Genomic DNA, 24,770 nt, shown 5'->3' with positions numbered 1-24,770 from the left:
GTGCGCGCGGGCCTGGGGGCCAGCCGCCGCCCCGACCTCCGGCCGTGCGAGTGTGCCACGCGCAAACAAGGGCGCGCGACCCCTGGCGGCTCCCGAAGGGAGACCGCCAGTGTGCGCTCCGCTGAACCCGCGTTCCTCCAGTCAGCTTGCCTTGGTGCGGCGCCGCGGCGTGGAAGTCCTCGCATCACCAGATGCCTGGGCCTTGGCCTGACGGCCCTTCGAGCCGAGCCCAATCTTTTTTGCCATCTCGCGGCGCTGCGCGGAATAATTCTCGGCGACCATCGGATAGTCCGCCTTGAGGTTGTAGCGGCGGCGATATTCCTCGGGCGTAAGCCCGTGCGTCGACAAATGCCGGCGCAGCGTGCGGTACGGCTTGCCGTCGATCATCGAGATTATGTGATCCTTCGATGCCAGCGACTTGCGCACCGTCACCGTAGGCGTGAATTGCTCAGGCGCGGGATCCTCCCCGAGCGCTTCCGGCGCCGCTGACCCGCTACCCTCGAGCTCGACGATGGTCGCATACATCGTCCGGAGGAACGCTGGCACATCCTCCGCGGTCACGCGATTATTCTGATTGCCGAGCCAGGCAATGGTCAGTTCGGCCGCAAGCTCGACCGAATTCAGGCTGTTCGCTTCCGACATTTCAACCCCTTATCTCGTGCCAATTAGGCCGCACGTCCCATACAATCCGCGAACGTGCTAGGTAGGCCCCAGCCCAACTAAGGGCGTACGGGTATTGGGGTGGGAAAACGACCTAGAACCGGGGGCGGCTGACTTCGGCCCGTGCCGACCGTCCGCATTCAGTTGTACAAGGTGGCACAGCGGACGTTCGTTCGGCAAGGCGTACAAGCGACAGGGGGGGCGCGGCAATGTTGGCCGACCCGGGTCCCAGTGGTTCCAACCAACCGGGATAGAAACGGCGGTCGCGTTCGATAGGTGCCTGCCCGACATTTTGATCGGCTGTCGGGCATGGCGCGCTGGAGGCATGGTCTGCAGCCTTTCAACGTCAGAATGAAGTTGCTCGACGACCGCGGCGAAGTGCTAATCGATCGCGTCCTAGATCAGTCAGTATCGATCGGCAGCGAGAACTGACCATGGATATCGGCATGGAGGCTCGCCCGAATACTGGTCGGCCCAAGGCGCCGCAGCGCTTCGAGGGTCTCCGGCCGTGCAACTCGGGCAAGCAGCCAGCGCCGGCGCCACGCAGCTGCGACATCGGTGCTGGACGCCGCCGGCGCCGCCGCACCGCTCAAGCCAAGCAAGGATGACCGCGCGCCCGGCACCAGTTCGCACCCGTAAAAGATGCGAGGCGTGGCGTGATGCAGGATCGCATCACTCTTCAAACCGAGCGCGTCCAAGCCCTCACGGATCTGGCGCAGGCGCGGGCTGGTGCCTTCGCCGAAGCGATTGTTCACCCGGCGGGAGTCGTGTCGGGCGAAAGCCATGCTGCGCAGCGCCTGAGCGGTCTCGCTGCCGAGGTGTATCGTGCCGAAGCCCCCGGTCAGGCTCTTGCCGATCGCCCCCCACCGCAAGTCGCCCGGCAGGTTCGGGTGATCCTTCTGGCGAAGGACGAGCCGGTTATACTGGCTCGACCCGACCCCGTACAAACTGGTGGTGGTGACGAGGCGGAGATCAGCGGATCGCGTTACCGGTCGGCCCGCCATCTGCGAGGTGATGACGCTGATCTGCCCGCCATAGCGCCGCGCATAGGCATCACGGACATCCTGCGACGCCAGCAACAGCGCCACCAGCTTGCCGCCGAGCAGTTCGTTATAGGGATGCACCGCGCCGCAGATGCTGACATCGGCGACTTCGCTGGAGAGGCCGGCCTTGCGGAACTCGGCCAGGACGATGTCGAGCGCGCGCTTGCCATCACGACTCTGGAACAGCCGATCAAGCGCTTGAGTCGGCCAGCGCTTCAAGCGGGCCGCACGAAAGACCTGCTTTGCGAAAAGCAACTTAGACAAGCTTTCGGCGCGCTTGCCGACGAACAGCAGATCCTCCGACGCGGCGACCCAGTCGGCATCGGGCGTCGCTGACTTGAGGACACCGCGATGTGGGCGCACAGCATCGCCTTCGCCCCGCTGGGTCTCGAAATGCGCCTTGAGTTCGGCTTCGCGGGCGAACTTCGCGCCGGCGGCGCGCTGCTCGAGGCGCATGGCAACCGCCTCGCCCGGCGTCTTGATCTCGGTCGCCGTAGCCAGATCGTCCCAGCGCACCTCGTCGATCGATGCATCGACCCGCGCCATTAGCGCCTCGGCGAACTCGACCGCGTCCCATGCACCCGTTGCGATGCGCTGTTGCGCGGACTCGCGCAGCCAGCCGATCCACTGGTCGCGCGCGGTCAGGCGCATGACTGGGCTGGCGAGCATGGCAATGCCCATGATCGGCCGGTTGGGGCGTGCCGCGTTGCGGATCAGCACGAGCATCTGGCGCCCCGGGATCGAGCGATATTCATGCGCCCAGGTGTGACGGAAGTAGCGCCAGATATCGTTCAGCGGGAGCCCAGTGTCGGCGCAGCGGGCATTAGCATCGCAGACTTCGACGATCGGATCGACGACCTTGGCGAGCGCGGCCTCGCGCTCCGTTTCGGGCAAGGCATTGACCGCCGCCAGCGCCCGAGCCAGGTCCGAGCCATCGTCGATGAGGTCGAGGACTGAAGTATTGCCGTGATCCTTACGGCAACGGCGGCGCTCGGACCGCTCGAGAAACGCGCGCACCGAGGGCTCGGCGAGTTGGCGGCGTCTGGCTTTCTGCAGCGCGTCACGTACGCGCGCCTTGATGTCTTCGATCGACTCCTGACCCTTGGCCGCGAGCCCGGGCGGCTGGAACGTGATCGCGCCGCCCTTGGACGTGACCTGCCAGCCCTGTTCGGACAGGTCGGCGATCAGGAGCAGCAGGGTCCGCAGCTTCAGGCTGTCGCCGTCATCGATGTAGCTGCGCGCCAGCGCGCGCATCGCATCGGCGAAGCTCGGCACTGACGGACCGACAATGTCGATCGCCTTGTTCAGCTCATGACGTTCTTCAGGCGCAAGGAATGGCGAAAAAGCACGTATTCGGCCGGGACCAAAGAGTTCGTCGTTCGCGGCCACCCCGCCTCCTGAATCGATTTGGGCCGCTCGCGCGACCCCGACTCTTATTGCATCCTGACAGCGCTTTAGCCACCTCGTTTAGCCGCTTCATTCCAACGGACCTACATCCTCATCGTCGCTCGCGATCAGGTGCGAGGCCATCATACCGAGCGCCTGTTCGAGCCGCCGGGACCAGAGGTGGACCTGGCCGAACAGCGTGCCCTTGGCGCCTTCGCCGGCGTCGAGCAGAACATCGCCATAGCAAAACAGCAGGATTTCGAGGGCCGAACGGAACTCGGCAGTGGTCGGCGGAGCCTGATAGAGATCCTCATAGAAGCGGTGCGCGGTGTTGATGTGAAGCGTGCGTGCCCCCGAATTTCGGTCGACCCGGAAGAAAGGGTGCCCAGGGAGCGTCTCAAACTGGAGGCGGTAGGGCGAGACGCGCAGGCCGAGATCATATTGATGCTCGCGCTCGGCGCCACCGAGTCCGGCGATACCGCACATGGCGCGTTCCGAGAGCAGCCGCTCGCCCGGCTTGGGGCTAAATGCCGCGAGCCGGCGGGCGAGCTTGGCGTCTTTCACCTTGGCGCGCAGTTGCTCGATCGCCTTGGGCAGCCCAGCTTCACGCAGCAAGTCCCAGATGAAGGTCGAGACGGTGACCTGCTGCTTCGAGGTGGTCACGCCGAACGCCTCGTCGAGCGTTGCGGAGAACTCGATCTCGACTTTGATGTAGCGGTCGTTGTTGATGAAGCTGGTCCAGGGCGTACGCGTCTGCACGTCAATCAGCCGTCCATTCCGACTGAAGACGATGCCGTGATAGTCTTTCAGGATCGCAAAGCGCGGATTGGCGTTTAGCCCGACCGCGTCGCGCTCCTTGTCGACCGAACCGAAGCTGGGTGGAAGCCAAGCGTAACGGAGCGTCATCGCACCGCGATAGCTTGCTGTCTCGGGATCGCGCACTTCGATGCGGATCGGATCGAGCGGCTGGGCGAGGTCGCTGTCGAGATCATGCAGGTGAAAGTCGGGCGTCAGGAACAGCGGATCGATCGGCTCGACGAATTCATTGTCGACGAACAGCGCCGCCTCGCCGCGTAGCTTGTGGTAGGTGACGCCGAACTGCCGGCCCAGGTTTTCACGCAGGCCCTGGGTTGTGGCCCATTCCAGCCGATCGAGCTTGTCGATCAGGATGACCGTGCCGGCATGCCAGCCAGTCGGGTGCGCCAGTGCGATATGGTCGGCGACGAACGAAGGCAGATCGACCCGCTGCGCTTCGGGCACGACGATTTCGCCATGCAGGTCGGTATAGTCGCCGGCGGCCAATGCATCGAGGTCGAGCGTGACCGCGTGCATGTCGCCATCCGCGACAGCCGAGTAAACGGTGAACCGTCGACCCAAGCTCACCGACGCGCAGGGCAAGCCATAGCCGTAGCGCCCGAGGCCCGTGCGATCGTCCTCCCGGTGGGTGCCGCCCCACATCACCGCCATGCGGATCATGTCGGACTCCATGCCGTGACCATTGTCGATCACCGCCAATTGCACCGGCTTCTTGCTGGACGTGGTCCCATCGTAGCCGAACACGATATCGACGCGGTCGGCAAAGGCTTGGAGGGCATTATCGATCAGTTCGGCGATGGCGTCGCCATTGCTGCGATAGCCCAGATCACGAATGCCGCGGACAAACGCCTCCGGGACCATGAGCCCATATTTCGAGCGTTCACGGCGCGCTTCGGCGTAGGCGCGCTGGGCGGCAAGCACCGAACTGATGCCCGCCCCCCGCATTGATCGAGACATGTTCATGGCTCAGGCCGCTTTCGCCCAGCTTGCGGCGAAGGCCTGGGCATGGCGGTACAGATCGAATCGGGTCATGCCGATCGCCGCAGCCGCCTTCGCCACCGGCTCGTCGTCGAGATGGATCAGCCGAAGCGCCTTGGCGATCCCAGGCGGCGCCCGCCGCAATGCCCATTCCGCATCGACCCGGTCCTCGCACTGCTTTAGCGCGTCGGCCGCCGCGACGCTCTCGAACGCGTCGAAGTCGAGATAGGCGCCGTTGGGATCGCTCACCGTCGCGCGCTCGATCGCTTCGCCGTCGGCGAAACGGCCAATATCCTCCGCCGCGATTTTGGGCCGTGGCATGGTCATGCCCGCCCGCCGCGTACGTCGGCCGGGGGCCGCATAATCGGACCGGACGATGCGGATCGAGGCGAAAATTGCCCGGCGGAAAAGGGACAGGCCTGATCGCCGATCTAGCGCGGCCGGGCCGAGTGCCATCAACTCGGTGAAAGCTTGGCCGCAAACCTCTTCATGGCGATCTTCGGGAAAGTCGGCGCAGAACCGGCTGGTGATCGCCCGGCAATAGCGCTTGGCCTGAAGGCCAAGCCGCTGCTGGTGATATGGCTGCTGCGTTAGCGCCGCGACGATAAGATCATTGAGCGTGACACCGCGCATGACGGAGTCCTCCTTTTCGCTGCTATTGCCTTCAAAATCAGCTTGAAGGCCGTTGCAGCGTCCGGGGGACATGACGGCTCATGGCCGCGCCTACACTGGTCTCGAGCTGGGTACGCTTTACACTCGAACACCATCCTACCGATCGAACAACCGATTGGCCAGATGGCGGCGCGGGGGCTCATCGCCCCCGCGCCTCAACTCATTCCGCCGCTTCGAGTTCGATCGCCGCGCCGGCATCCGCCTCAGGCTCCGCGGGATCGGCGGATTCCTCGTCGACCGGTGCCATCTTCTGCTGAAGCGAGGTATAGGCGTCGGTCAGGAACGTGCTCCAGGCGCGTTCGCGCTGGGTCACATACCAGTTGGCGGTTTCCTCATGCTCGACCGCCAGTTCGGCACGCGCCAGCGCGATCAGCAGGATGTCGAGCGCCTGCTTGGCCTGGCCGCCATGGGGCAAGTCGAGCAGCGGGCTGTAGAGCGTCTGGAAGAAGGGATGCTGGCGGTTGATCAGCACGCCGACCTGCGAGCCGAGCAGCCACTCCGGCTTGTAGAAGGGGCCGCGCGGCTCGTCATAGAAGTCGACGATATACGGCCGCCGCTTGGCCTCGTCCTCCAGCGCCTTGCGCGCCGCCTCGATCGAACTGTCGTCGACCTTCGAGCGCTGAGCGACCTTTTCCTCGAGTTCTTCGCGAACCTTGGCTTTCAGCCGCTCGGCGACGCGCGGCTTCTGTCCGGCCATGGCGTCGGCTGCGGCAGCGGCGGTCTCCGCCGCGGTCGGTTCCGCGCTCTTTTCGGCCTTGGCGACGTCCTGCTTGGCGCGCTCGTCCTTGCGCATCTTGCGCTGGTACGACTGCTCCCGGCCAAGCTGATCGTCGATGTCCTCGGCGGCGAACAGCCGCCACAGGTCTTCCATCGGCCGGACGGTCTGCTTGTCGTTGGTGATCCCGAACACCTCGTCGAGGTCGGGATCAAAGCGGACTTCAACACCCCAATGATAGGCGTAGGACTGAAGCAGCGGCCAATCGCCCAGACCCTTGGACTGGTCCTTCACCGACTTGGGGAAGACGTCCACGGTTTCGATCTCGCGGCCAGCGCGCACGAACGACATGCCGCGACGGGACTTGCGGATCTCGAACCGGCGGTTGGCGTCGGTCGCCGCCTTCTGCCCCTTGGGCGCGGCTTCGGCGAAACCATAGGGAAAGCGCGCGACGCGGACGTAGATCGCGCCGGCGGCTTCGAGGTTGGGATCGCTGCGATCCAGTTCGGCAAGGTCTGCGACCTTCGTCAGCGCGGGCACGCCGGTTTCCGGGTCACGGGCATACTTGACCGCGATGTTATAGTCGGCGCTCATCTTCGACCCGCCCTTGGTCTCGTCGAGGTAATAGCGGGCGTGCGGGGTCAGGAAGAGCGGATCGACCGCGGCTATCTTGGTGCGATCGACATGGAGTTCGACCTTGTCGAGCAGGTAGCGGTAGGTGACGCCGAAATCGTCGAGCAGATGCTCTTTCATCAGCGCGGGGGTGCGATAACTCAGGCGATCGGGTTCGACCCACACGACGACGGTGCCGTGATCGAAGGCGAGCCCAGCCTTGTCGAGATAGCTCTGCACGAAATCGGGCAGGGTCGCTTCGACCGGCTCTTCGATGGTGTGGAGGCCGTGCTGGCGCACGCGGCGAACGTCGAGCGTCGCCTTGGTGATCGCGGGCGCGTCGGCGGTCTTGGTATAGACCTCGACCAGCTTGGTCTGGTTGATCGAGGCGTTTGGCAGGCCGAAGCCGAACTTGCCGATGAAGGCCGGGTCGTCGAAGTGCGTGCCCGATCCCCAGGACAAGGCGTAGCGGGCCATCTTGGGCAGCATGCCTGAACCATTGTCGATGAACGCCATGGCGTGGATCGATTCAGAGCGCTGGTGCGCCTTCAACTGCTTGGGACGCTCGAAACAGATATCGATGCGCGTCGCCTTGGCCTCGATCGCGTTGTCGACGATCTCGCGGGCGGCGGCGGCGGTGTTGCGATAGCCGCTGCGCCGCTGGGATTCGAGCGCCTGCGCGGCGTTGAACAGCGGGAACGGGAAATCGTCGGGCAGTTTGGCCAGGTACTTCTCCTGGCGCTCCACCTCGGTCAGAAGGCGGTCGTCGGCGTTGGTATCTACAGTCATCATGTCCTCCTTTGATCGCGGCACATGGCCGCCGGTGACATCCCCACTAAGACCAAGCAGACTGCCCGATGTGCGGGCCTCGTTCAAAAACTCGCGCCTTTCTTCCTATGGCTTGCGGAACGCGGGAAAAACCGCGGCCACGCCGGCAAGCATGCCGATCGCGATCATCGCGACCGCAACGCCCGCGGTGAGTTTGCCGGCGAGGCCGGCGGCCGTCATGCCGGGGCCAGCGGTCGCCACCCCGATGAACAGCATCTTGAAGAATGCGATGGCGATCGATCCTCCAAACACCATCTGCAGCGGCACGTCCTGCCGCGCGAGTTCATCGGCGTCGCCCGCTACCGACAGAAACAGCCGGATGCCGCTGACCCGGCGCATTGCCTCCAGTTCGACCGCGAACACATAGCGTTTGACGTCGTATCTTGAGTCGATGGCGCTGCGCTTGGTGGACGCGAACTGGATCGAATCGTCATTGCCTTCGGCGACCAAGTACAGCGTTTTCAAGGGAGGCCGGACGCCGTCCTCGCCCCTGTCGTGCTCGAACAGCCGCAGGCAGTAGACCTGGCACTCATAGCGATTGCCCGTCCGAAGCTTGAACGCGCCACGTTCGATCGCGCTTGGGCTGGCGAAGGTGCCGAACCAACTCCAGCCGTCGATCTTGCTGATCTGCCTCACGGCGAAGAAGGCAGTCTCATCGGTGTTGAAGGTGGGCTGCTTGCTCAACTGCTCGGCGGTCGCCTCGAACGCCCGGTGGTCGAAGCGCTTGTGCGGCCGGGGGTTGAAGGCCGCCTCGAGACAATAAAGTTCGTCGGCGGCCTTGGCCGCGCTCGGCAGCCGTTTGCGGTCGTCCGCCGGAACCGCGCCCCGCAGCGCAGCGTCGGTAACGCCGCTGGCATAAGCGTCCGCCGCGAGCGTGATGATGTAGGAGGTGCCAACCTGCTCGGCGCGGATCACGCGCACGAACCGGATCGGGATCAATTCATAGGGAGCAGCGGCCGTGTCAGGGGCGACGAAGCAGACCAGCCCATATTCATCGGCGAGTTGCGCGCCCGGCACGCGGCGTCGCAGATCATCCGTCAGCCAGTTCGCGCTGTAGCGAAACTGCATCTGACCGCCCTGGGGCAATGCCAGCATGCGGATGATATCGTCGACATAACGCGGCCGCGCGGATGAAGAGATAAAGACGATCACGGGCGCCCCCTATGCCCTCGCGCCGGGTTGCTTTGCGGCCGGATCAGCGCACGAAATTAGGCTGGCCTGGCTTGGGCTCCCACACGAGATGGATCCAGCCCTTCGGGATATAATGAGATAGACCCTGGCCGTCGAAAATCCGGTGACCGCCACTTTCGCTGACGTTGAGCTTGACCGGATTGTCGATCTTGACGGTCGCGCCGGACTCGAATTGATATTCGCGCCAAGCCTCGCTCGAGATGTCGGAGAAGACCAGATCGCTCTCGTTCTTGAAATCCAAATTTGCAGCGGTGGCCATGAAGTTCTTCCGATCTCTACCTGTTCCGAGCGATATAACGCGATAACGTCCCTCGCGCAGCTTCAATCTGATGCACTGCGGCGACGCTGCGAAGGGGGGCATGCCTGGGCAGTAGCAGCGATCAACTGGTCGGGGGACCGCCGCGCTGGCACTCAAACGTCCAGCTTACCGCGATCACGACCCGGAAAGGCGAGCGACCAGTTTCCACCAACAGCGACTCCACGCCTTCTCGCTACCTTAACGGAGGAGACCGCCCCCTCAAAGCGGACGAGCCAATTCCCACCGAGTATCATATATGTTGCTGCCTAGGCGAACGGCGGCTCGCAGGCTTAAGTGCTGGGCGGATGAGTGGCTAAAATTGGGGCGCAAATCCGCCGCGAATGAGCGTTCGCGATCGTCACCCTCTGGCGGCTGAGACCCGCTGGGGACTCGGTACCGCGAAGCGGCATAGAGCGCAGTCGCAAAGAGGCTGCGAATCCTGTTAGTCGATCAACGGGTCATCTCGCCGCGCAACTGCGCCAACCGCTCAAGGCTCAATGTCTCAACGACGTCGCGCAATCGCCTCACCGCCGCGGCGAGCGCATCGAGATCGTCAGCTCCTATCTCGTAGCTCGGGGAGTAGCGCGCCTCGACATAGGCACGCTTGAGTAGCTCGAAGCGACGACGATCGATGCGCGTGGCGCGGGGCCAGGCGTCAATCAGTCGCGGGTCCTTGTCTTCGGCAAGCGACCGCAAGAACTTGATGTTGTGCGAGCGCGGAAAATAGAGCGTGCGGACCAAGAGGAAGCAGGCATATGCGGTCTCGGTCGCCTGATGCAAATTGAACACGGCTTTGTTGCGCCAATCCTTATCTGAGCCCTCGGCCGCCGCCAGTTCAGCCATGCGAAGCCAGTTTGACGCCGACCGGCTCTCTTCTTCGAAATAGCCTTGGGCCATCGCCAGCGCATCCGCCGGCGTCAGCGGCTTCGGCGCCGCTAGCGCGTGCTGCGGCAGTTCGTACAGCACGACTCCGTCGCGGACGATATCGACCCAGAAATACTCACCGCGCTGGAGCGCTTTGTTCACCTCGTCGAGGGTGTGGACGATGATGTTGACCGGCCGCTGGACCTTGGGATCGTGGAGGATCTTGTCCTCGGCGATATACCAGTAGCCGGCGATGTCGGTCAGGTCCTCGTGGCTGACGATCACCAGCAGGTCAAAGTCGGACTGGTAGCCGTTCTCGGGCTCATCCACCCAGTCGTCACGCGCGTAGCTTCCGAACAGGATGATCTTGAGGATCCGCCCGTTCTTCTTCCACGGCTGGGTGCTGGTCGAGATCGCCTGCGCGAACTCGGCCATCAGCGTCTCGCGCACGCGCGCCAGCTCGGCCTGCTGAACTTCGGGAAGATGATCGAGATCGACGCGCATGTTCATAGCCTAGCGATGCCACCTAGTTTCCTCAATGTTCCCGCTTATCAAGCGTCCCCGCGAACCAGATGCCGCATGGCGCTCGCCATCAGCTGCTCGACTTCCAAGATCGTGATGTCGAGTTCATCGGCGATCTGAATATAGTCGAGGTCGCGATAGCGCGCCCGATCGAATACCTGGCGCTCGGGCTCGGGCATGGTCTCCAGGTTGCGGCGAAGTCTGCGAAGTTCGGCGTCCATCGTTCACCTCCAGCTCTTGCCGGCCGAAGCCGGGGGACGGAGACCGAGCGGGCTCGCGTGGGAGGCGGGCCGCACCCTTGGGCCGGAACGCAGTGGAGGACGCGGGCGAACGCCCGCGTTGCGGCGCGCCGGCGCGGGCCCAGGTCGGGACCGCCCGGCTTCGGCGCGTGTGGATGTGCGACCATCATCGCCGACGATGATCGAGGACCGCGATCCCGGCAGCACGTGCCTTGTCGAACAGATTGTCCTGGATGCCGCCACCGGGGAAGATGATGATCCCGCGCGGCAGGGTGTCGAGAACCCGGTCGTTGCGCTTGAAGGGTGCGGACGAGCGGCTGTGCTTGGTGAAGTCCGGAGCGAATGCGACCTGAGGCACCTTGCGCTCTCCTGCCCAGAGGGCAGCGATGCGCTCGGCCCCCGTCCTCGACCCGCCATGGAGCAGGACCATCTGCGGATGGCGCCCACGCACCTCGTCGAGCACCCGCCAGACCTTGCGATGATCGTTATAGTCGGCACCGCCGCTGACATAGATGCGCTCGCCGGGGGGCAGGAGGAGCTTGGCGTCGGTCCAGCGCCTGTCGTTCACAAATTCGCGGCTCTCGATCACCGCCGCAGTCATCGCGCGGCGGTTGAGCATCGATCCCGAGCGGGGCAGCCAGGCCTTGCGGAAATAGTGGCGAAACTGCTCGGCAAAGGCTTCGCGGAACGCTTCCATCGCATCGCGGCGCTCGATCATCGTGCGCCCTTCCGCGATCGCGGTCTCGAGCTCGACCGACTTGACCTCGGATCCGTCCTGTTCGCGTTGCAGTCGCCTCTGCGCCTCCTCGTTGGCGTCGAGCTCGCGTTCGACCCGTTCGCCGGCGCGGTGGAAGACGTTGGTGAAGCCCCAGAGCAGATCCTCCATGTCGGGCTCGAGACGCGTATCGCAAAGGGCCGCGACCATCGCGTCGAAGCTGTCGGCGGCCGCCGCCTCGACCAGCCGGCCCTCGGGCAGGGGCCTTGGATCGAGATCGTCGTCGAAGGGCCTGCGTCCGAACAGCTCGAGTTCCTGGAGGAGGTCGGCGAATTGCGAGGGAGCCTCGTCCTCGTCGATATGGCGGTCATCATTCATGATGCGTCTCCTGGCTTGCGGCCGCGCCCTCGCGGCCTTCCTGGCGACAAGAGGCGGTGGCCGGCGGCACGGGGCACATCCAGCAACGCGGCCGGCGCGCATGCGCCGGGGATGCCGAAGCGTCAGCGGAGGACGGTGGAGCCCGGCTATTTTGCTTCGCGATGCAACGCGGGCGGTACGCCCGCGGCGGAAAATAGCCGGGCGAACCGTTGCGCAGGGCCGCCGGCTGCCGACCCATCGCCCTCTTGGCCTCGAGATCGAGCCGCGAATCCTGATGCGGCTTGTCGCGGGCGAGCGCAGTGATCCCCTGGACGAAGTCGAAGATCGAGGCGGGCGGATGCCCTTCCTCGTCGAGCACGGTCGCGATGATCCGGCCGGTCTCGGCCTTGGAGAAGCCACGCTTGCGCAGGAAATCCTGCCGGTCCTCGTCAGTCCTGGCGACGATCCGCCGCCGCGCGGCCATGATGCCGGCCATGAAGGGCTGCGGGGACGAAGTCGCGAAATTCTCCAGCGCGGGCGCTGCTTCATGGGCGAAGCGGTTCGCGGCGAACTTGGAGTGGCGGATGCTGATCTCCTCGAAGCCTTCCGCACCCCAGATGTTGCGGTTCATGCAGACGGCGCGGAGATAGAAGCTCGCCATGCCGAGCGTCTTCGAGCCGACCTCGCTGTTCCAGCAATAGAAGCCGCGGAAGAACAGGTCCGGGTCGCCATTGGGCAGTCGGCCCGCCTCGATCGGATGCGCATCGTCGACCAGGAACAGAAAGACGTCGCGATCGCTCGCATAGAGGGTGGTGGTATCCTTGGTCACCTCGACGAACGGGTTGTGGGTCATGGTCGACCAGTCGAGCAGGCCGGGCACCTTCCAGCGGGTATCGCCCGTGCCGTTGCCCGCGATCTTCATCACCGCGGCGACCAGTTCATGGTCCCAGATCCGCCCATAATCGGGACCGGTGACGGCGCGCAGCTCGGTGCGGCCGTCCTCGGTTTCGAGGGTCTTCATCAGCTCGCCGCGATGCGAGAGGAGCCCGTGCTGCAGATTGATAGCAGCAAGCGGTGCGGGGAGCTGGCGCAGATAGCCCGAAGGCGCACCGACCAGGCTGGCGAGCTGGCCGAACGACCAATGGGTCGGGGCGACCGGCTCGGCGCGACCGGGGATCATCAGTGCGAGCCGCTCGGCATCGTCGCGGCTCGCCTCGACTCGGACCTCGCGGGTTTCGACGGTGCGGGTGGTGGCGCGCTCGGCGCGCGCCAGGACCGCGGCATGGAGCTCGGTGAGCGACAAATAGCGCTCGTCGTCGGGCCGTGAGAACCATTCGGACGAGACGCGTCCGATGCGCGACCCTCGCGAGATATCGACCTTGTAGGCGCCGGAACGCGGTGGCGGCGCGGCAGCGGGATTGAGGACAGTCGCCATGGAAAATTCTCCGCGACGGGCGCCGCGAGACTCTCTCTCGGCCCTGACCCGTCACGGCCGAACCGGCCGCTCTCTTGCTCTCACCGGGGCGTTGCGGGGCGGAGCGCCCGCAGAAGGGGTACGGCCAGACCAAGGCTGGCCGTCAGGGGAAGGCATTCCCCTCGCGGATCTGCCGGTAAGGAACGGCGTCCCGTCGTTCCTTCAAACCGAGCCGGGCGCCAGGGCTTCGATCCGTTCGGGCATATCCAGCAGCTTCAGCGCCGCTGCCGTGATCGCCTCGGGAATGCTGGGATAGGCTTCGGCCGAGCTGATCGACACGCCCGAGGGAAAGGTGACAGTTGCCTGATAGCCATTGCCCTTGGGGGTGGCGGACAATTTGACCTCGCTCATCGCACGCTCCCTCCGGCTGAAGGGTTGGTACCGCAACTCGTTGACGGTTTGAACTGGCCTCGGGACCTGATCCGCAATCAGCAGAAGGTCCTCGCCCATGAATAGACAGTATTGGAAAAATCTTGGCCAAGGCTCCTAATGCGACCTGTGTAAGTCTCGGGAGATCAGCATTGAGCAGCGAGAGCAAAGACGGCAATGCGCGAAGCGAATGCCGACATTGCCTGCCCCATCTGGCGACCAGTCCGTGCGATCGCTTGTCGCAGCGCTGCTGAACGCGCGCAATCATGCCGGCATGATCGCGGTACTTGAAGCGTACCAGCCGCCCGCGCCTTCAATAGCACGTGATCAGGAGATCAAGTCGCTGATCGAGGAATTGACCGGCCATCTGGGCGCGGCGCGGCGCGAAGAGTCCCTGGCAACCGCGATCGCGATCCTGCGGGCGGATGCCGAGTATGTGATCCCCAGATTGCGCAGGAGCGGCATCCTGCGATCCTCCAAATATGAGTTCAACGGATCGCTCATCGCCGGCATCATCAAGATGGCGCTCAAGGTTCGTCATCTTCTGACCGCACGCGACGACCGCATCGACTATCTCCGCTCGGTGCTCGCGCTGACCAAGGTCGCGCCCAACGCGCTGTCGCTGCACAAGGAGATCAACGGGATATTGCGGACGCGCGAGAATATCGCGCTCAAGACGATCCTGGTCGTGCTCAACAGCCGCTTCTACCACCACTGGATCCCCGACCCGACGCTGAGCTCGCTCAACCTCGAGCGCTATTCCTCCGAGGATCTGTCCGACGCGGGCTCGCTGATCATCGCGATGTATTCGAAGCTGTTTCCGATCCACGACGAATGCTGCAACTTCATCGATATAGAGGGCATCTTGCCCGAGGCGACGGTATACGAGAGGCTTCTGCTCGCAGCTGTCCGGCTGACGAAGTTCACCGATGCCGAGAAGCTCATCGACGGTCTGCCCTTTGAGGCGGAGCTCGAGGGCGAGACTGTTAGGATCTTTTCGTCGGACCCCGACATCGAGCGGTCGATCCGGCTCGGCTATATCCAGAGCCAGAACCAGGCCTGGATTCGCGCCCGCCATCTCAACGGGTCCGACCCACCTCCTTCGGTGCGGGAGTTCATCGAAAAAGGGTTCGAGGAGCAGGTCTTCGACTCGCTGATCGAGCTGGTCGCGACGCCGGTGAAGCGGCTGCGCCTGATGCTGCCGAGCGCACCCCAGGTGTTCGAGCTCTTCTCAAGGGACGACATGTTTCGTGACGAAGTCGAGAACCTCCTGCACCTCGATGTCGACAGCTTCGTCCGGCTCGACCCCTATGAGCAAGTCACCGAGGGGGTGACGGCGATCGATATCTTCAAGCTCCAGCGCTATTTCAACTTCATCAGCTGCGTCTACCAAAAGAAGCTCGAAGGCATCCCGGACGAGGCAGAGCGCTATTATCTCACCTTCGCGTCGACCGTCCTGATCGTCACGCACGATAGCCTGTTCGAGCAGATGCAGCTGATATTCGCTGATGCGGAAAAGACCCGAGCGATCATCGACCTGCTGACGATGAAGGCCGGAGCAGGCCATCTGGACCTGCAATATGCTCCTTTGCTCGACCTCGGCAGCCACTATGCGATCGCTCCTCATAACGGTCAGCCGCATTGCCTCGATGCCGAGGCCGGGCTCGATCCGGTCGATCTTCAAGCCGAACATGCGCACCAGGTGCCGCGCATCGCGCGTGGCGCGCGAGGCTCCGGTCGCGAAGTGCTGGTCGGCGCCATCGATCCGCTCGGCCGTGAGCAAAACGGTGCGCAGCCCCAGCCCGCGCTTCTGGAGTATCAGCATGAGATCGTCGACCAGATCGGCGATCACCTGCGCGATCGCCTCCGCGGTGGCGATCGGCTCGAGCAGCCGCCGTGATACTTCGGGCGCTTCGAACGGGACCACCGGCACGATCGGCTCGGCCGTCCGTCCGAGCGCCTGGTCGAGCCGCGCGACGGCGCCCAGCCCCAGGCGCCGGGCCAGCGGCCCGCGCGGCATCGCATAAAGATCTCCGATGCGTTCGAGCCCGAACCGCGCCGCCGCCGCCAGCACGCTCGCGTCAAGCCGAAGCGCCGCAACCGGCAGCCCGGCAAGCGCCTCGGCTTCGCGGGCAGGCGGCAGGATCGTCAGCGCCTCGCCACCATAGCGGGCGAGCGCATGCGCGGCGCCCGGCGTGCCCGCGACCGCGAGGCGCCCGGTCATGCCGAGCCGGGCTAGGAAGCGCAGCACGCGGCGGCAGAAGCGCGCCTCGCCGCCGAACAAATGGCTGGTGCCGGTCAGATCGAGCCAGATGCCGTCGGCGCCGGAGGGGCAGGCGATCGGCGTCCAATGCGCGACAGCGTGCAGCGCCAGCCGGTCGAGCCAAGCTAGGTCGGCCGCTGCGTCCGCCTCCCGCACATCGAGATCGCCGACCAGCGCCCGTGCATGCGAGGCCGCCATGCCGGGTATCAGGTCCAGCGCCAGCGCGACCGGACACGCCGCGGTCACGATCTCGCGTTGACCGATGCGTTCGATCAGGATCGTCGGCCGTCCCCAGAGTGGATCGACGGGGACCATTATTGGCCCGGGCGCTTGCCCTCCTGCGTCCGGAGGCATCGCACGAAACGGATGCTCGGCCGCCTCCGAGCGGCGCCCGAGTTCGCGCATCGGCGGGCGCTGGTGCGCGGGCAATGCTGCAATCTGTTTCGCCGCGGCATTCCGTCCCAGCGCGCCGCCCTGCGCCCAGCGCGCGCCCGGGCGCCAGCCGCCGCCGCGCGGCACCGAGCATGCGCCAGGATCCTCGTTGACGCTCGGCGGCAGGATCGGCGCGGGGGACCAGGGCCGCTCAGGCGGCGCGGCGGGACGCTCGGCCCGCCGCAGCCGCTCGATCGCGAGTTGGGGCAGGTAGAGCGAGGCGACGCGCATCGATCGCCTCGATCCCGTACGGCAGAAGCGGCGCACCGCTGGCAACCGGCACGGCAATGCGCGCCTTAAGCTCAGCAAGCAGGCGGGCGCGGTCGGTCTCGGCATTGGCGGCTTCGGTCAGCATAAGGAAATAACGACTCGTGTGTTCCTATTATGTTCCGATACAACCGCGCGCGTCGTCAAGCACTTGCGTGGTACGAGCTTTGGGCCGGTGGCACGCGTGCTGCTCAATGCCTATTTCCCTGAGGAGCCGCTTGAAGACGGAAAGTCAGAGATGAAAAGAACGATGGGCGTCGTAACTCGAAATATCGCGTCGGAAGCATCGGCTTATGATCGAGTTGTGGTCCTCGCGATCGCGGTCGAGCACTATCAGAACGCGCCCAAGCGCCCAGCGATCGTCCAGGTCCATCACGCGCGCGCCGACGCAGAAGCGTTCGTACGGACGATCGAGCAAATCTACGACGGCATCGCCGACGTCGATCCCCACCTCCTCATTGATAGCAATGCGTCGCTCAGCACGATTCGTGGCGACGCAACCTATGTCATCTCAAATCTCGCGCCGACGGACCTCTTCATCTTCTACTATGCCGGGCACGGTTGCCAGATCGAGGGTGAGAACCGTCTGACTGCTTGGGATACCAACGCCTTGCAGCTTGGCGATTCCACGATCGACCTCGACCAGGACGTCATCGCCAAGGTCAAGGCGAGTGCCTGTACCCGAGCACTTCTCTTCATCGACGCTTGCGCAGAATCGATGAAGGCGCTTGCGACCAGCCGGTCGCTGATCTTCGACCTGAGCGACGATGAGATCGAGGAGCAATTGGAAGGAACGGACTATATGGCCGTCTTCCTTTCCTGCTCTGATGGGGAGAAATCCTACGGCTCGGACGCGATCGGGCACGGCATCTTCACCTATCACCTTTTGCGAGCCTTGAAGGGGGAGGACAAGCGTGCGCTGGAACGGGATCGCTGGATGACTGACGTCAGCCTGCGCGATTGGCTCGTGTCCGAGGTCCAGAACTTCATCACGAGCAAGACCCGCATCCGCGAGAAGCAGACGCCGCGAGCCATTCTGCATTCGCCCCGAACCTTCAGGATTAGGCATGTCCCCGAACCGCCTGTCACACCCGCAGCCACGCTCGCGAATCTAGGCCTGAAAAACTCGGAAGCCTTTCTCGAAGGCGTCGAGACCGGTGCGATCAAATCGCTGCCAGGGTTCAAGCGGAACTTCCACACCGTACCCACGGACATCAACGAGCGCGCGGCGAACTGGATCGGCAGCCTTCTCAACGACCGGCTGCAGGAAGAACTGGACGACCTGTTCAGCACAGCGAAGGAGGCGCTTGGATTCAAGCGGCGCGAAGGCGATGTCAGTGTCAGCGGTGGCGACGGAACAGTGGACACGCCGGCGTTTCGCTTTTGGGTCCTGAGCGATCAGGATCCCGACGATCCGGCTGCCTGGCGTATCCGGCGCAGACTTGAACTCCGCGATGGCTGGGAAGGACAGCGCGAGGAAATCGAGGAAGCGATTGCGGGGCTGGATCTGGACCGGTTCATCGTTACATTCGACAAGCGCGCCGCTGCCTATGACGACGTGGCCGATGCCCTTGAAGACCTGGCCGATCGCGAGGGGCAATTCGACGAGCGGCGTGCAGAACGAAAGTTGATGTATCGCCGCGACAACATGTCGATCACATTCGACTTCGCAGCCGGCGAGGTCGAGTTCACAGTGTCGGGCGAAAACAACCTTGAGCTGGTGGATTCCACCATGGCATTGTCGCTGGGTTGGCGCAGCGCATCGCCGATGCTGGCCACTACCGTGCCAGCCGAATTGCCCGACTTGACCGAAGAAACGGGAAGCGGAGCGCCGCCCAAAATTCGCAAGCGGCCTGCACCGAAAAGGTAACGAGCCGGCTAGATCCTGGCGAGTCGCCTACGCAGATCGGAAAGCCGCGGATCGTTCTTCAAAGCTGGAACTTCCGACAACCGCTCGATCACCTGGCCCATTCCCCAAGGCCACAAGGTGGTGTCCTCCGGAAGGATCGCGAAGAATAGCGCGAGATGCTCCTCGGGAAATTTCGAGATCTGATCGTCCTTGGTCCGGCGGACATAGGGCATCGCATTGATCTGCTCCGCCGTGGTCTCCAGCACGGACAGGACCACGGCGGTCGTCTCGGGCATGCGATCCCCCGCACGTAGCGCAATCTCTGCAAGCGCGGTCGACGCTGCGGGGCTCCTCACCGCGAGCTGGCGCGGCCACACCCAGTGCAGGAATTCAACCGTCTGTGCGGCGCAGTCCTCATTCTCTTCAGCCCAATTTGCGAGGAGCCGGAGGATTCCCAGTCGATTTGGCTCGCTCGTCGTGATCAGCGCCTCGCGCAGATCGTCCGAGGCCAGCAGGCGATTGCCCTCGCCATCCTTTCGAAACCAGCTGGCGAGAATGAGCGACTGGAGATTGTCGTGCCGCCGCGAGGTGGATTGCTCGTCCGCGAATAGCGCCAGCATGAGCGGCTTGAGGCGCAGGAAGAGTTCATTGGGCGGGAAATGAGACTGTCGCAGAAAGCCAGCGATCGCGGCATCACCGACATCGGTCGCGGCCCCTTGCTCGATAAGAGGGACCAGATGCTGCACCGTCCAGTCCGAATCGTGCAGGTAGAGCCAGTTGGTCCGCATCGCCAACTGCGCGGCGGAATGGGCTTTGGGTTCGGGCGGCAGCGTGAGCAATATCTGCGCGCGCTCGCGCAACGATTGCGTGGGAGTCTCAGGCCCCTCATCCCACCCGAGCTCGTCGAACAGATGGTCGGCCAGGCGCCCGGCGGGAGCGTTGAGCGCTTCGCTGATCCAGTCATGCCGTCCTTGGACGACGATCGCGGAGTTGGCGGCGTCGGGATGCTGGGCAATAGTGCCTGCGAGAAGCGTCCAGGTCGCCAAGTAGAGCTCGCGATCCGCGCTCCAGACCGGCTTGGCGTGGCCCGTGAACCACTGCACCAGGGCACGCAGGTTCGCGACCAACACTGGATCGGGCAGCGCTCCGATGCGCCGGGCGAGATAGCAGCGAAAGCGAGAGGAATCGTTACCCCTAGCTTCTGACCAGAGGAAGTCATTCCACGCCCAGGCCCATTCCTCGCCCTTCGCCGCGGCCCGGCGCAGTGCGGCGAGCGCCTTTACCGGCCGCGTCTCGACCAGCCCGCGGAACGGACGCGATTCCATCAGGAAGTCGCGCCCGCGGCCCGAGGCTGCCTGCGCTTCGGGAAGCAGCGCGTCCAACGCCGTTTCGAGCAGCGCCGAATGGCTCTTGTCCGTTCCGACCCAGCCGCCACGCGATGGACTTCGGTCGAGCTGCTCGGCGGCGATCTGCACATCCCATTCGGGGTTCAGATCCTTGAGCCGGGCAATTTTGGCGTCCAGATCGAAGCTGGGGACCAGTTCGGTGCGCTTCATCCAGAACAGCCGCCGCATGATGCCATCGAGGCGATAGGGCTCGAACCGATCGGGATCGACGCCCTCCCAAGGTTGGGGCCCGGCAAGGATCATCGCTTCGATGCGTTGCTTTGCCTCCTCCGGGAGCTCCACCCATCGCGCGCCGATTGCCGTCAGCAAATCGCGCTCCAGGCGCGAGTCCCAGGCGTCTTCATCGAGCGAAAGAATGATGGCCGCCGCCGCCTCGGGGCCGGTGAGTCCGGGCATGGCGGCGGCCCAGAGGCGCAGATTGCGAAACGGAGTCCCCAACTCGCTCGGCCAGCTTGCGGCCTCCGCTACGGCAAGGTCCGGGCTGATCCGATGGAGACGTTGAACCAGATTACCGAGATGCGCCATCAACGACGAGATATCGGGCGAGCTCGCGGTGAACTCGTTGGGACCGCGTTCGAACGGATTGAGCGGATCGAGATGAGTCAGCGCGAAGCCGCCGACCATCTCCTCGAGTCGCGTCGCGAGCACAAGGTTGCGGCGCGTGCCGTCGATATAGTCGAGCAGATGCTCGTCCGGCACTTCAAGATCGGAATTGTGGCCCGGATAGCTGACATCGGCCTCGACCAGGTGGAGGGTGTCGCTGCGCCCGGCGATGGGCGCGGTCATCGGGCGCCGAACCGTGAGGCGGGGCCGTTCGACCTCGACCAGCTGGATCACGCTGAGGCGCGACCAGCCTTCGACGCCGATCAGTTGCTCAAGCTCGTAGCGATCCCTGGCGTCTTCGCCCGGCTCGTCGAGTGCGGCGAAGATGAGACGCCAGGCCGCACGAATGTCGGGCGTCACGCCGTCCTTGCGCAGCGCCTGGCGGACCGGGAACCTGATGTCTGCGTGCAGTGCGTTCTGGCCCGACGCCCACCAGATCGCGATCGGATCGGTGGCGACCTTGCCGATCCACCATGCGAGGCGCGAAAGCCTAGCGGGGAGCGGCGCTGGCGTGATCGCCCCCGGACCACGGAGGGAACGCCGGAGCTGATTGCGGCCGCCGGGACGCTCGCCGGGCGCGGCCTCGAACGCCGACCAACTCTCGGCCGGAACCGTTGTCGGGCCAGGTCGCGCGTCCTCCTCCCGGTTCGGCTGGGTCTCACCATCGAGACCGTAGCTCGCGAAGGGGTCGAAACGATCGGGCTCGGGGTCACGCCAACTTGCAGCGCGGCGCCGGTCGAACCGGACATAGGGGTCGAAGGCGCAGAGCCATTCCGCAGGCGGCGCGGGATCATGTTCTGCGAATATCGTCGCACCTGCTGCGGAGCTCACCAGATGTGCGACTTGACCGCGCTCGTGCGGCTGGAGATCGCGCGGCCCGCGCAATGCCATCCGGGCGATGCGCTTGCGCCAGGCGTCCGGATCGCGTGCGCGTTCGGCCCAGGCTGCAAGCGTCTGCCATAGGGACCCGAAGCCGTTGAAGGGAATCGCGGTGACACCCTTATGGCGCCAAAGACCTGTCGCGTAGGAAGCCTCGCCCTCCTGCAAGGCGTAGAGCTGATCAGGCGCAATGCTCGGCCGCAATGCCTCAAGCAGGTACTGGATCGGCGGATCGTCCGCCGAATAGCCGACGAAGACGATGCGATATCGGTTCATCAGCGCGCGCATGAATGTGGTGGCCCAGCCATCGGCCAGATAGGCACGCCCGAAATCGGCCGATGACAGGACGAACTCCGGGCCCTCCTGGACCGTATAGTCGTGCGATACCTTGCCGTGGAGATGGATGATTCCCCGCAGGGCGCCTGCGCGCGCGGGATCAGGGAGTTCGGGCGGAGCGATCGCCGTAAGGGTCGGATCGACCTGCTCGAAGACGCGGTCGAAATTGGTGGTGACGAGGCGCACGACCCCATCCGGTCCGCGCGACAGGTCGACCAGCGAGGCATGCGGCCCCAGCCCGGCATCGGGCTTAGGCCGCAAGGCAACCGCCACAGCGCGGCGCACATCGGCAACGGGAAATTCCTGCTCGAGCATCGCGAAGATGCGGTCGGCAGGCGGTATGCCCCCGACACCGGCAATCGGAACGATCTTTTCCGACAATTCGAGCAACTGCCGGGCGGGGGAATGTCGTGAAGATCCCAGCGATGTCACCACGCGATCCGCGAGTTCGCGAAAGCTCGGGCCGCCGGCTTCGGCCCGCGAAACGCCAGCCCCGCAGAAGAATATGACCTGACCTTCGTCCCTGGCATCCAGCAAGTCGTCGGGAAGATCGGGGCCGTCGGCAATGAACCTCATGACGTGACCTTTAGCCTTCCCAAGAAACGGCGACGCAATGCTTGGAGATCGGCCGTTTAACTCGGCCCTACATCGATAACATCGGCATGTGGGTCAAGGCGCCTGAGTATCGCTCAGGGTCTTGGAACGATTCGGACCGGATCGGCAATTGTCGCGCCGGGGCCGGGCAGCCGTCACCTAGGCTTCTCCGCCCTCCTCCACCTCTTCATCTACGGATGAAGGCCAGGTCGCGGAATAGTAATGACGGGTCGATAATCCCTGCAGCGCCGAGCCAATGGCGATCCCGGTGCATTGCAGATGCAGCTGTTCTCCCGGCTCAATGTGAACGACGCGAAGGATACTGGCGGCGTGCTGGGTTCCGTACAGCCAGGCCGACCAAGAGGAGTTGGCTACCGCCTCCCAGCGATCGATCGTGAAGGTGATCCGTACCCGATTGGCTTGGCGCTGAACGGCGCAGGCCTGGCCAGGTCCGCTGACTTCGCGGTTCAGCGACTTGAAGCTGTGCCGACCTTGGACAAGGATCAGATCTCCGGGTTGGACGACGCGTCGGAGAAATCCGGGATCAAGGTCGTCGCTCAAATTGAAGATTGTGGTCCGCGCCCAAACCTCCTCGGCGACCTCGCGCATATAGTCGTAGAGGATGATGCCGTCGCCGCCGACGTACATATAAGGAGACTGCAGGTGCCGCTCGGAGATCTGGCCGCGACCGTCAACCCAGCCGCGCGCGGCGACACTTACGAAATTGACTCGGCGCGTCAGATCTATCCCCAACCGTTGCGCCATCTCCAGAATGCGGACGTGGTTGAACCACCACCAGTGATGACCATCGACCCTGGTAGCGTCGAGTATCGCTTTCGGGTCGAGATGGCGGACCTCTTCTTCCCATTTCTGTTTGAACGCGCGCAGCTGCGCCGCGCCGAGGTTCTGCTCCAGCGTACCGGTACGGTGCGCCCGCGCATGATGCTCGAGGCATAGCACAGCTAGATTGGCAGCATCATGATCCAGGCTTCTGGACCAAGGGACAATGTGATGAAGGATGATTGCCCGATCGAAGTTGCGGCACACACAGCAGCTGGATCGGTTTGCCCATAGAACCTGAACGAGCGTGTCAAATGGAATTGGCGGCCGGCCACCCTCTCTAACCGCGGCGATCTGGGAGGCGCTCAAGCCCAGCTGTTCGAGCGCGGGGTCATCGCGCTGCTTGAGGTCGGCAAGGGTGAGGCGTAGCGCGCGGATGTCATTTGCGGTCTGGCTGTCAAAGCCCCGGCGCATCAGCGCCGCGACGGTCGGATTGACTCGGGCGGACCCCCGCAGGTCATGCCGAACCTCGCGATCGTCGGTCATCCGGAATTCCCTCGGGGAGCTTGAAGCAGCGCATAGGTTTCGGGATCGCGCTCGCCGCCGAACCATCGATCCAGCGCCGCGGCGAACAGCGGGCTCGGCTTCACCGCCTCGAACAGGGTCAGCGACGACCTGAGCTTCGTCGCGTCGATTTCGCCGAACACGGCGATCGGCTCGCTCGTCCCGAGGTCCTGCAGTGCCTCCACACATTCGACATAGCGCGACCCCAGGACCGGATGCGCAAGATAGGCCCGAGCCTCTTCGAGCGACCCGATACCAAAGAACCTCGTGGTCTCACTGCGCCCCAGTCCTGCGAGCTGCGGGAAGACGAACCACATCCAGTGCGACCGCTTGGCACCGCGCCGTATTTCGCCGAGCGCCGTCGCATAGACGGACGCCTGCGCCTCGACGAACCGCTCGAGCGAACGCGCGGCCTCGGTCACAGCAGCGCGGCCTGGGCAGGTGCCGGCGGGTAGACCCGCACCGGCACCAGGCTTCCTTTCGGCAGCAACCCGAGCACATCCTCGGCCGGCACCTCCGGATCGAGCCAGGCGGCCCAGCGGTCGCGCGGCAGCGGAATGATCTGGCGGTGATGATAGGGCGCGACGTCCTCGCCGGCATCGAGAGTGAGCATGGTGAAAGCCTCGCCGAGCGGACTCTCGCGCCAGATACCGGCGATGCAGAACCAGCGATGATCGGTCATGGTGAAGAGCCATTTGTCGAGCCGCTTCTGCTTGGGGGCCTCGGGATCGGTGAATTCGTAGAAGCCATCCGCCAAGATGAGGCAGCGGTTCGATCCGAACTGCCGGCCTTCGGCGCGATAATTATAGACGGGCTTGCCGTTCTGCCCCGGCCAGCTCCAGCGTCGGTTGACCAACTCGCCCCTGCCACCCCCCGCGCTGCGTACGATCGGCGCGATGTCGGTGATCTTGATGTCTTCGCGCGCGGCGACGTTCGGGGTGCCCTCGGGCAGGTCGATCGCGATTTCGAGATCCTCGAAATCCTCCATGATCGACGAGATCGGCACCTCGAGCCGATAGTCATTGCACATCGCGATCCTCCGATTTGCACGGCAACAT

General features: G+C 64.3%; 18 protein-coding genes and 1 pseudogene. 2 read left to right on the top strand and 17 right to left on the bottom strand.

The genetic code is table 11. From position 1 onward, the window contains the following. Positions 1-141: 141 nt before the first annotated feature. The 12 genes and pseudogenes from OM513_RS19175 to OM513_RS19120 all read right to left on the bottom strand — a co-directional run bounded on the left by OM513_RS19175 (position 142) and on the right by OM513_RS19120 (position 13,721). Positions 142-642 (bottom strand): MucR family transcriptional regulator, encoded by a 501-nt coding sequence (locus tag OM513_RS19175; protein ID WP_264946387.1) that lies wholly within the window; start codon positions 640-642, stop codon positions 142-144. 419 nt (positions 643-1,061) lie between these two features. Next, a complete protein-coding gene (locus OM513_RS19170) occupies positions 1,062-3,092 on the bottom strand; it encodes a DUF4338 domain-containing protein (protein WP_264946386.1) in 2,031 nt (676 codons plus the stop codon). 87 nt (positions 3,093-3,179) lie between these two features. Beyond that, positions 3,180-4,868, bottom strand: coding sequence for an ATP-binding protein (locus tag OM513_RS19165; RefSeq protein WP_264946385.1), 1,689 nt, complete (start codon positions 4,866-4,868; stop codon positions 3,180-3,182). A 3-nt stretch (positions 4,869-4,871) separates the two neighbouring features. After that, entirely contained in the window at positions 4,872-5,588 is a 717-nt protein-coding gene (locus OM513_RS19160) for a hypothetical protein (RefSeq protein WP_264946384.1), read from the bottom strand. Between the two features lie 127 nt (positions 5,589-5,715). Next, positions 5,716-7,671 carry an ATP-binding protein gene (locus tag OM513_RS19155; protein ID WP_264946383.1) on the bottom strand — a complete coding sequence of 652 codons (1,956 nt, stop codon included), beginning with the start codon at positions 7,669-7,671 and terminating at the stop codon, positions 5,716-5,718. A 105-nt stretch (positions 7,672-7,776) separates the two neighbouring features. After that, the gene (locus tag OM513_RS19150) at positions 7,777-8,862 is read right to left on the bottom strand and encodes a hypothetical protein (RefSeq protein WP_264946382.1); all 1,086 of its coding nucleotides are present in this window, start codon (positions 8,860-8,862) and stop codon (positions 7,777-7,779) included. A 43-nt stretch (positions 8,863-8,905) separates the two neighbouring features. Further along, on the bottom strand, positions 8,906-9,226 hold the full coding sequence (locus tag OM513_RS19145) for a hypothetical protein (RefSeq protein WP_264946381.1): 321 nt from the start codon (positions 9,224-9,226) through the stop codon (positions 8,906-8,908). 423 nt (positions 9,227-9,649) lie between these two features. Beyond that, positions 9,650-10,567 (bottom strand): HEPN domain-containing protein, encoded by a 918-nt coding sequence (locus OM513_RS19140; protein ID WP_264946380.1) that lies wholly within the window; start codon positions 10,565-10,567, stop codon positions 9,650-9,652. A 47-nt stretch (positions 10,568-10,614) separates the two neighbouring features. Then, entirely contained in the window at positions 10,615-10,806 is a 192-nt protein-coding gene (locus OM513_RS19135; RefSeq protein ID WP_264946379.1) for a sigma factor-like helix-turn-helix DNA-binding protein, read from the bottom strand. Between the two features lie 184 nt (positions 10,807-10,990). Further along, positions 10,991-11,917, bottom strand: a complete 927-nt coding sequence (locus tag OM513_RS19130) for a DUF2493 domain-containing protein (protein WP_264946378.1) — start codon at positions 11,915-11,917, stop codon at positions 10,991-10,993. Between the two features lie 244 nt (positions 11,918-12,161). Continuing rightward, positions 12,162-13,331, bottom strand: a pseudogene (locus OM513_RS19125) (DUF932 domain-containing protein); the annotation flags it as partial. A gap of 201 nt (positions 13,332-13,532) precedes the next feature. Next, a complete protein-coding gene (locus OM513_RS19120; RefSeq protein ID WP_264946377.1) occupies positions 13,533-13,721 on the bottom strand; it encodes a hypothetical protein in 189 nt (62 codons plus the stop codon). Between the two features lie 292 nt (positions 13,722-14,013). On the opposite strand from OM513_RS19120, the gene OM513_RS19115 reads away from it, so the two are divergent. Beyond that, the gene (locus OM513_RS19115; RefSeq protein ID WP_264946376.1) at positions 14,014-15,639 is read left to right on the top strand and encodes a hypothetical protein; all 1,626 of its coding nucleotides are present in this window, start codon (positions 14,014-14,016) and stop codon (positions 15,637-15,639) included. Between the two features lie 946 nt (positions 15,640-16,585). Here the strand turns inward: OM513_RS19115 and OM513_RS19110 are convergent. Further along, positions 16,586-16,789, bottom strand: a complete 204-nt coding sequence (locus OM513_RS19110; RefSeq protein WP_264946375.1) for a hypothetical protein — start codon at positions 16,787-16,789, stop codon at positions 16,586-16,588. Between the two features lie 87 nt (positions 16,790-16,876). Between OM513_RS19110 and OM513_RS19105 the strand changes: the two genes are divergently transcribed. Then, complete coding sequence (locus OM513_RS19105; protein ID WP_264946374.1) at positions 16,877-18,571, top strand: caspase family protein; 1,695 nt, start codon at positions 16,877-16,879, stop codon at positions 18,569-18,571. 8 nt (positions 18,572-18,579) lie between these two features. Here OM513_RS19105 and OM513_RS19100 read toward each other — a convergent pair whose 3' ends face one another. The 4 genes from OM513_RS19100 to OM513_RS19085 all read right to left on the bottom strand — a co-directional run bounded on the left by OM513_RS19100 (position 18,580) and on the right by OM513_RS19085 (position 24,742). After that, complete coding sequence (locus OM513_RS19100) at positions 18,580-22,350, bottom strand: SIR2 family protein (RefSeq protein WP_264946373.1); 3,771 nt, start codon at positions 22,348-22,350, stop codon at positions 18,580-18,582. 177 nt (positions 22,351-22,527) lie between these two features. Then, the gene (locus OM513_RS19095) at positions 22,528-23,694 is read right to left on the bottom strand and encodes an HNH endonuclease signature motif containing protein (protein WP_264946372.1); all 1,167 of its coding nucleotides are present in this window, start codon (positions 23,692-23,694) and stop codon (positions 22,528-22,530) included. Then, positions 23,691-24,134 (bottom strand): DUF1810 domain-containing protein, encoded by a 444-nt coding sequence (locus tag OM513_RS19090; RefSeq protein WP_264946371.1) that lies wholly within the window; start codon positions 24,132-24,134, stop codon positions 23,691-23,693. The genes OM513_RS19095 and OM513_RS19090 overlap by 4 nt, the downstream gene beginning before the upstream one ends. Next, positions 24,131-24,742: an SOS response-associated peptidase gene (locus OM513_RS19085; RefSeq protein WP_264946370.1), complete on the bottom strand. Its 612-nt coding sequence runs from the start codon at positions 24,740-24,742 to the stop codon at positions 24,131-24,133. The genes OM513_RS19090 and OM513_RS19085 overlap by 4 nt, the downstream gene beginning before the upstream one ends. Between the last annotated feature and the right edge of the window lie 28 nt (positions 24,743-24,770).

This window comes from Sphingomonas canadensis (assembly GCF_026013525.1).
Taxonomy (GTDB): Bacteria; Pseudomonadota; Alphaproteobacteria; order Sphingomonadales; family Sphingomonadaceae; genus Sphingomonas; species Sphingomonas canadensis.
This window is presented reverse-complemented; position numbering and strand designations above follow the sequence as displayed.

Bases quoted from the DNA above. Each gene is read 5' to 3' on its own strand.
- OM513_RS19175 (WP_264946387.1), bottom strand. From the start codon at position 642: ATGTCGGAAGCGAACAGCCTGAATTCGGTCGAGCTTGCGGCCGAACTG.
- OM513_RS19165 (WP_264946385.1), bottom strand. From the start codon at position 4,868: ATGAACATGTCTCGATCAATGCGGGGGGCGGGCATCAGTTCGGTGCTT.
- OM513_RS19160 (WP_264946384.1), bottom strand. From the start codon at position 5,588: ATGTCCCCCGGACGCTGCAACGGCCTTCAAGCTGATTTTGAAGGCAAT.
- OM513_RS19155 (WP_264946383.1), bottom strand. From the start codon at position 7,671: ATGACTGTAGATACCAACGCCGACGACCGCCTTCTGACCGAGGTGGAG.
- OM513_RS19140 (WP_264946380.1), bottom strand. From the start codon at position 10,567: ATGCGCGTCGATCTCGATCATCTTCCCGAAGTTCAGCAGGCCGAGCTG.
- OM513_RS19135 (WP_264946379.1), bottom strand. From the start codon at position 10,806: ATGGACGCCGAACTTCGCAGACTTCGCCGCAACCTGGAGACCATGCCC.
- OM513_RS19130 (WP_264946378.1), bottom strand. From the start codon at position 11,917: ATGAATGATGACCGCCATATCGACGAGGACGAGGCTCCCTCGCAATTC.
- OM513_RS19120 (WP_264946377.1), bottom strand. From the start codon at position 13,721: ATGAGCGAGGTCAAATTGTCCGCCACCCCCAAGGGCAATGGCTATCAG.
- OM513_RS19115 (WP_264946376.1), top strand. From the start codon at position 14,014: ATGATCGCGGTACTTGAAGCGTACCAGCCGCCCGCGCCTTCAATAGCA.
- OM513_RS19110 (WP_264946375.1), bottom strand. From the start codon at position 16,789: ATGCTGACCGAAGCCGCCAATGCCGAGACCGACCGCGCCCGCCTGCTT.
- OM513_RS19100 (WP_264946373.1), bottom strand. From the start codon at position 22,350: ATGAGGTTCATTGCCGACGGCCCCGATCTTCCCGACGACTTGCTGGAT.
- OM513_RS19095 (WP_264946372.1), bottom strand. From the start codon at position 23,694: ATGACCGACGATCGCGAGGTTCGGCATGACCTGCGGGGGTCCGCCCGA.
- OM513_RS19085 (WP_264946370.1), bottom strand. From the start codon at position 24,742: ATGTGCAATGACTATCGGCTCGAGGTGCCGATCTCGTCGATCATGGAG.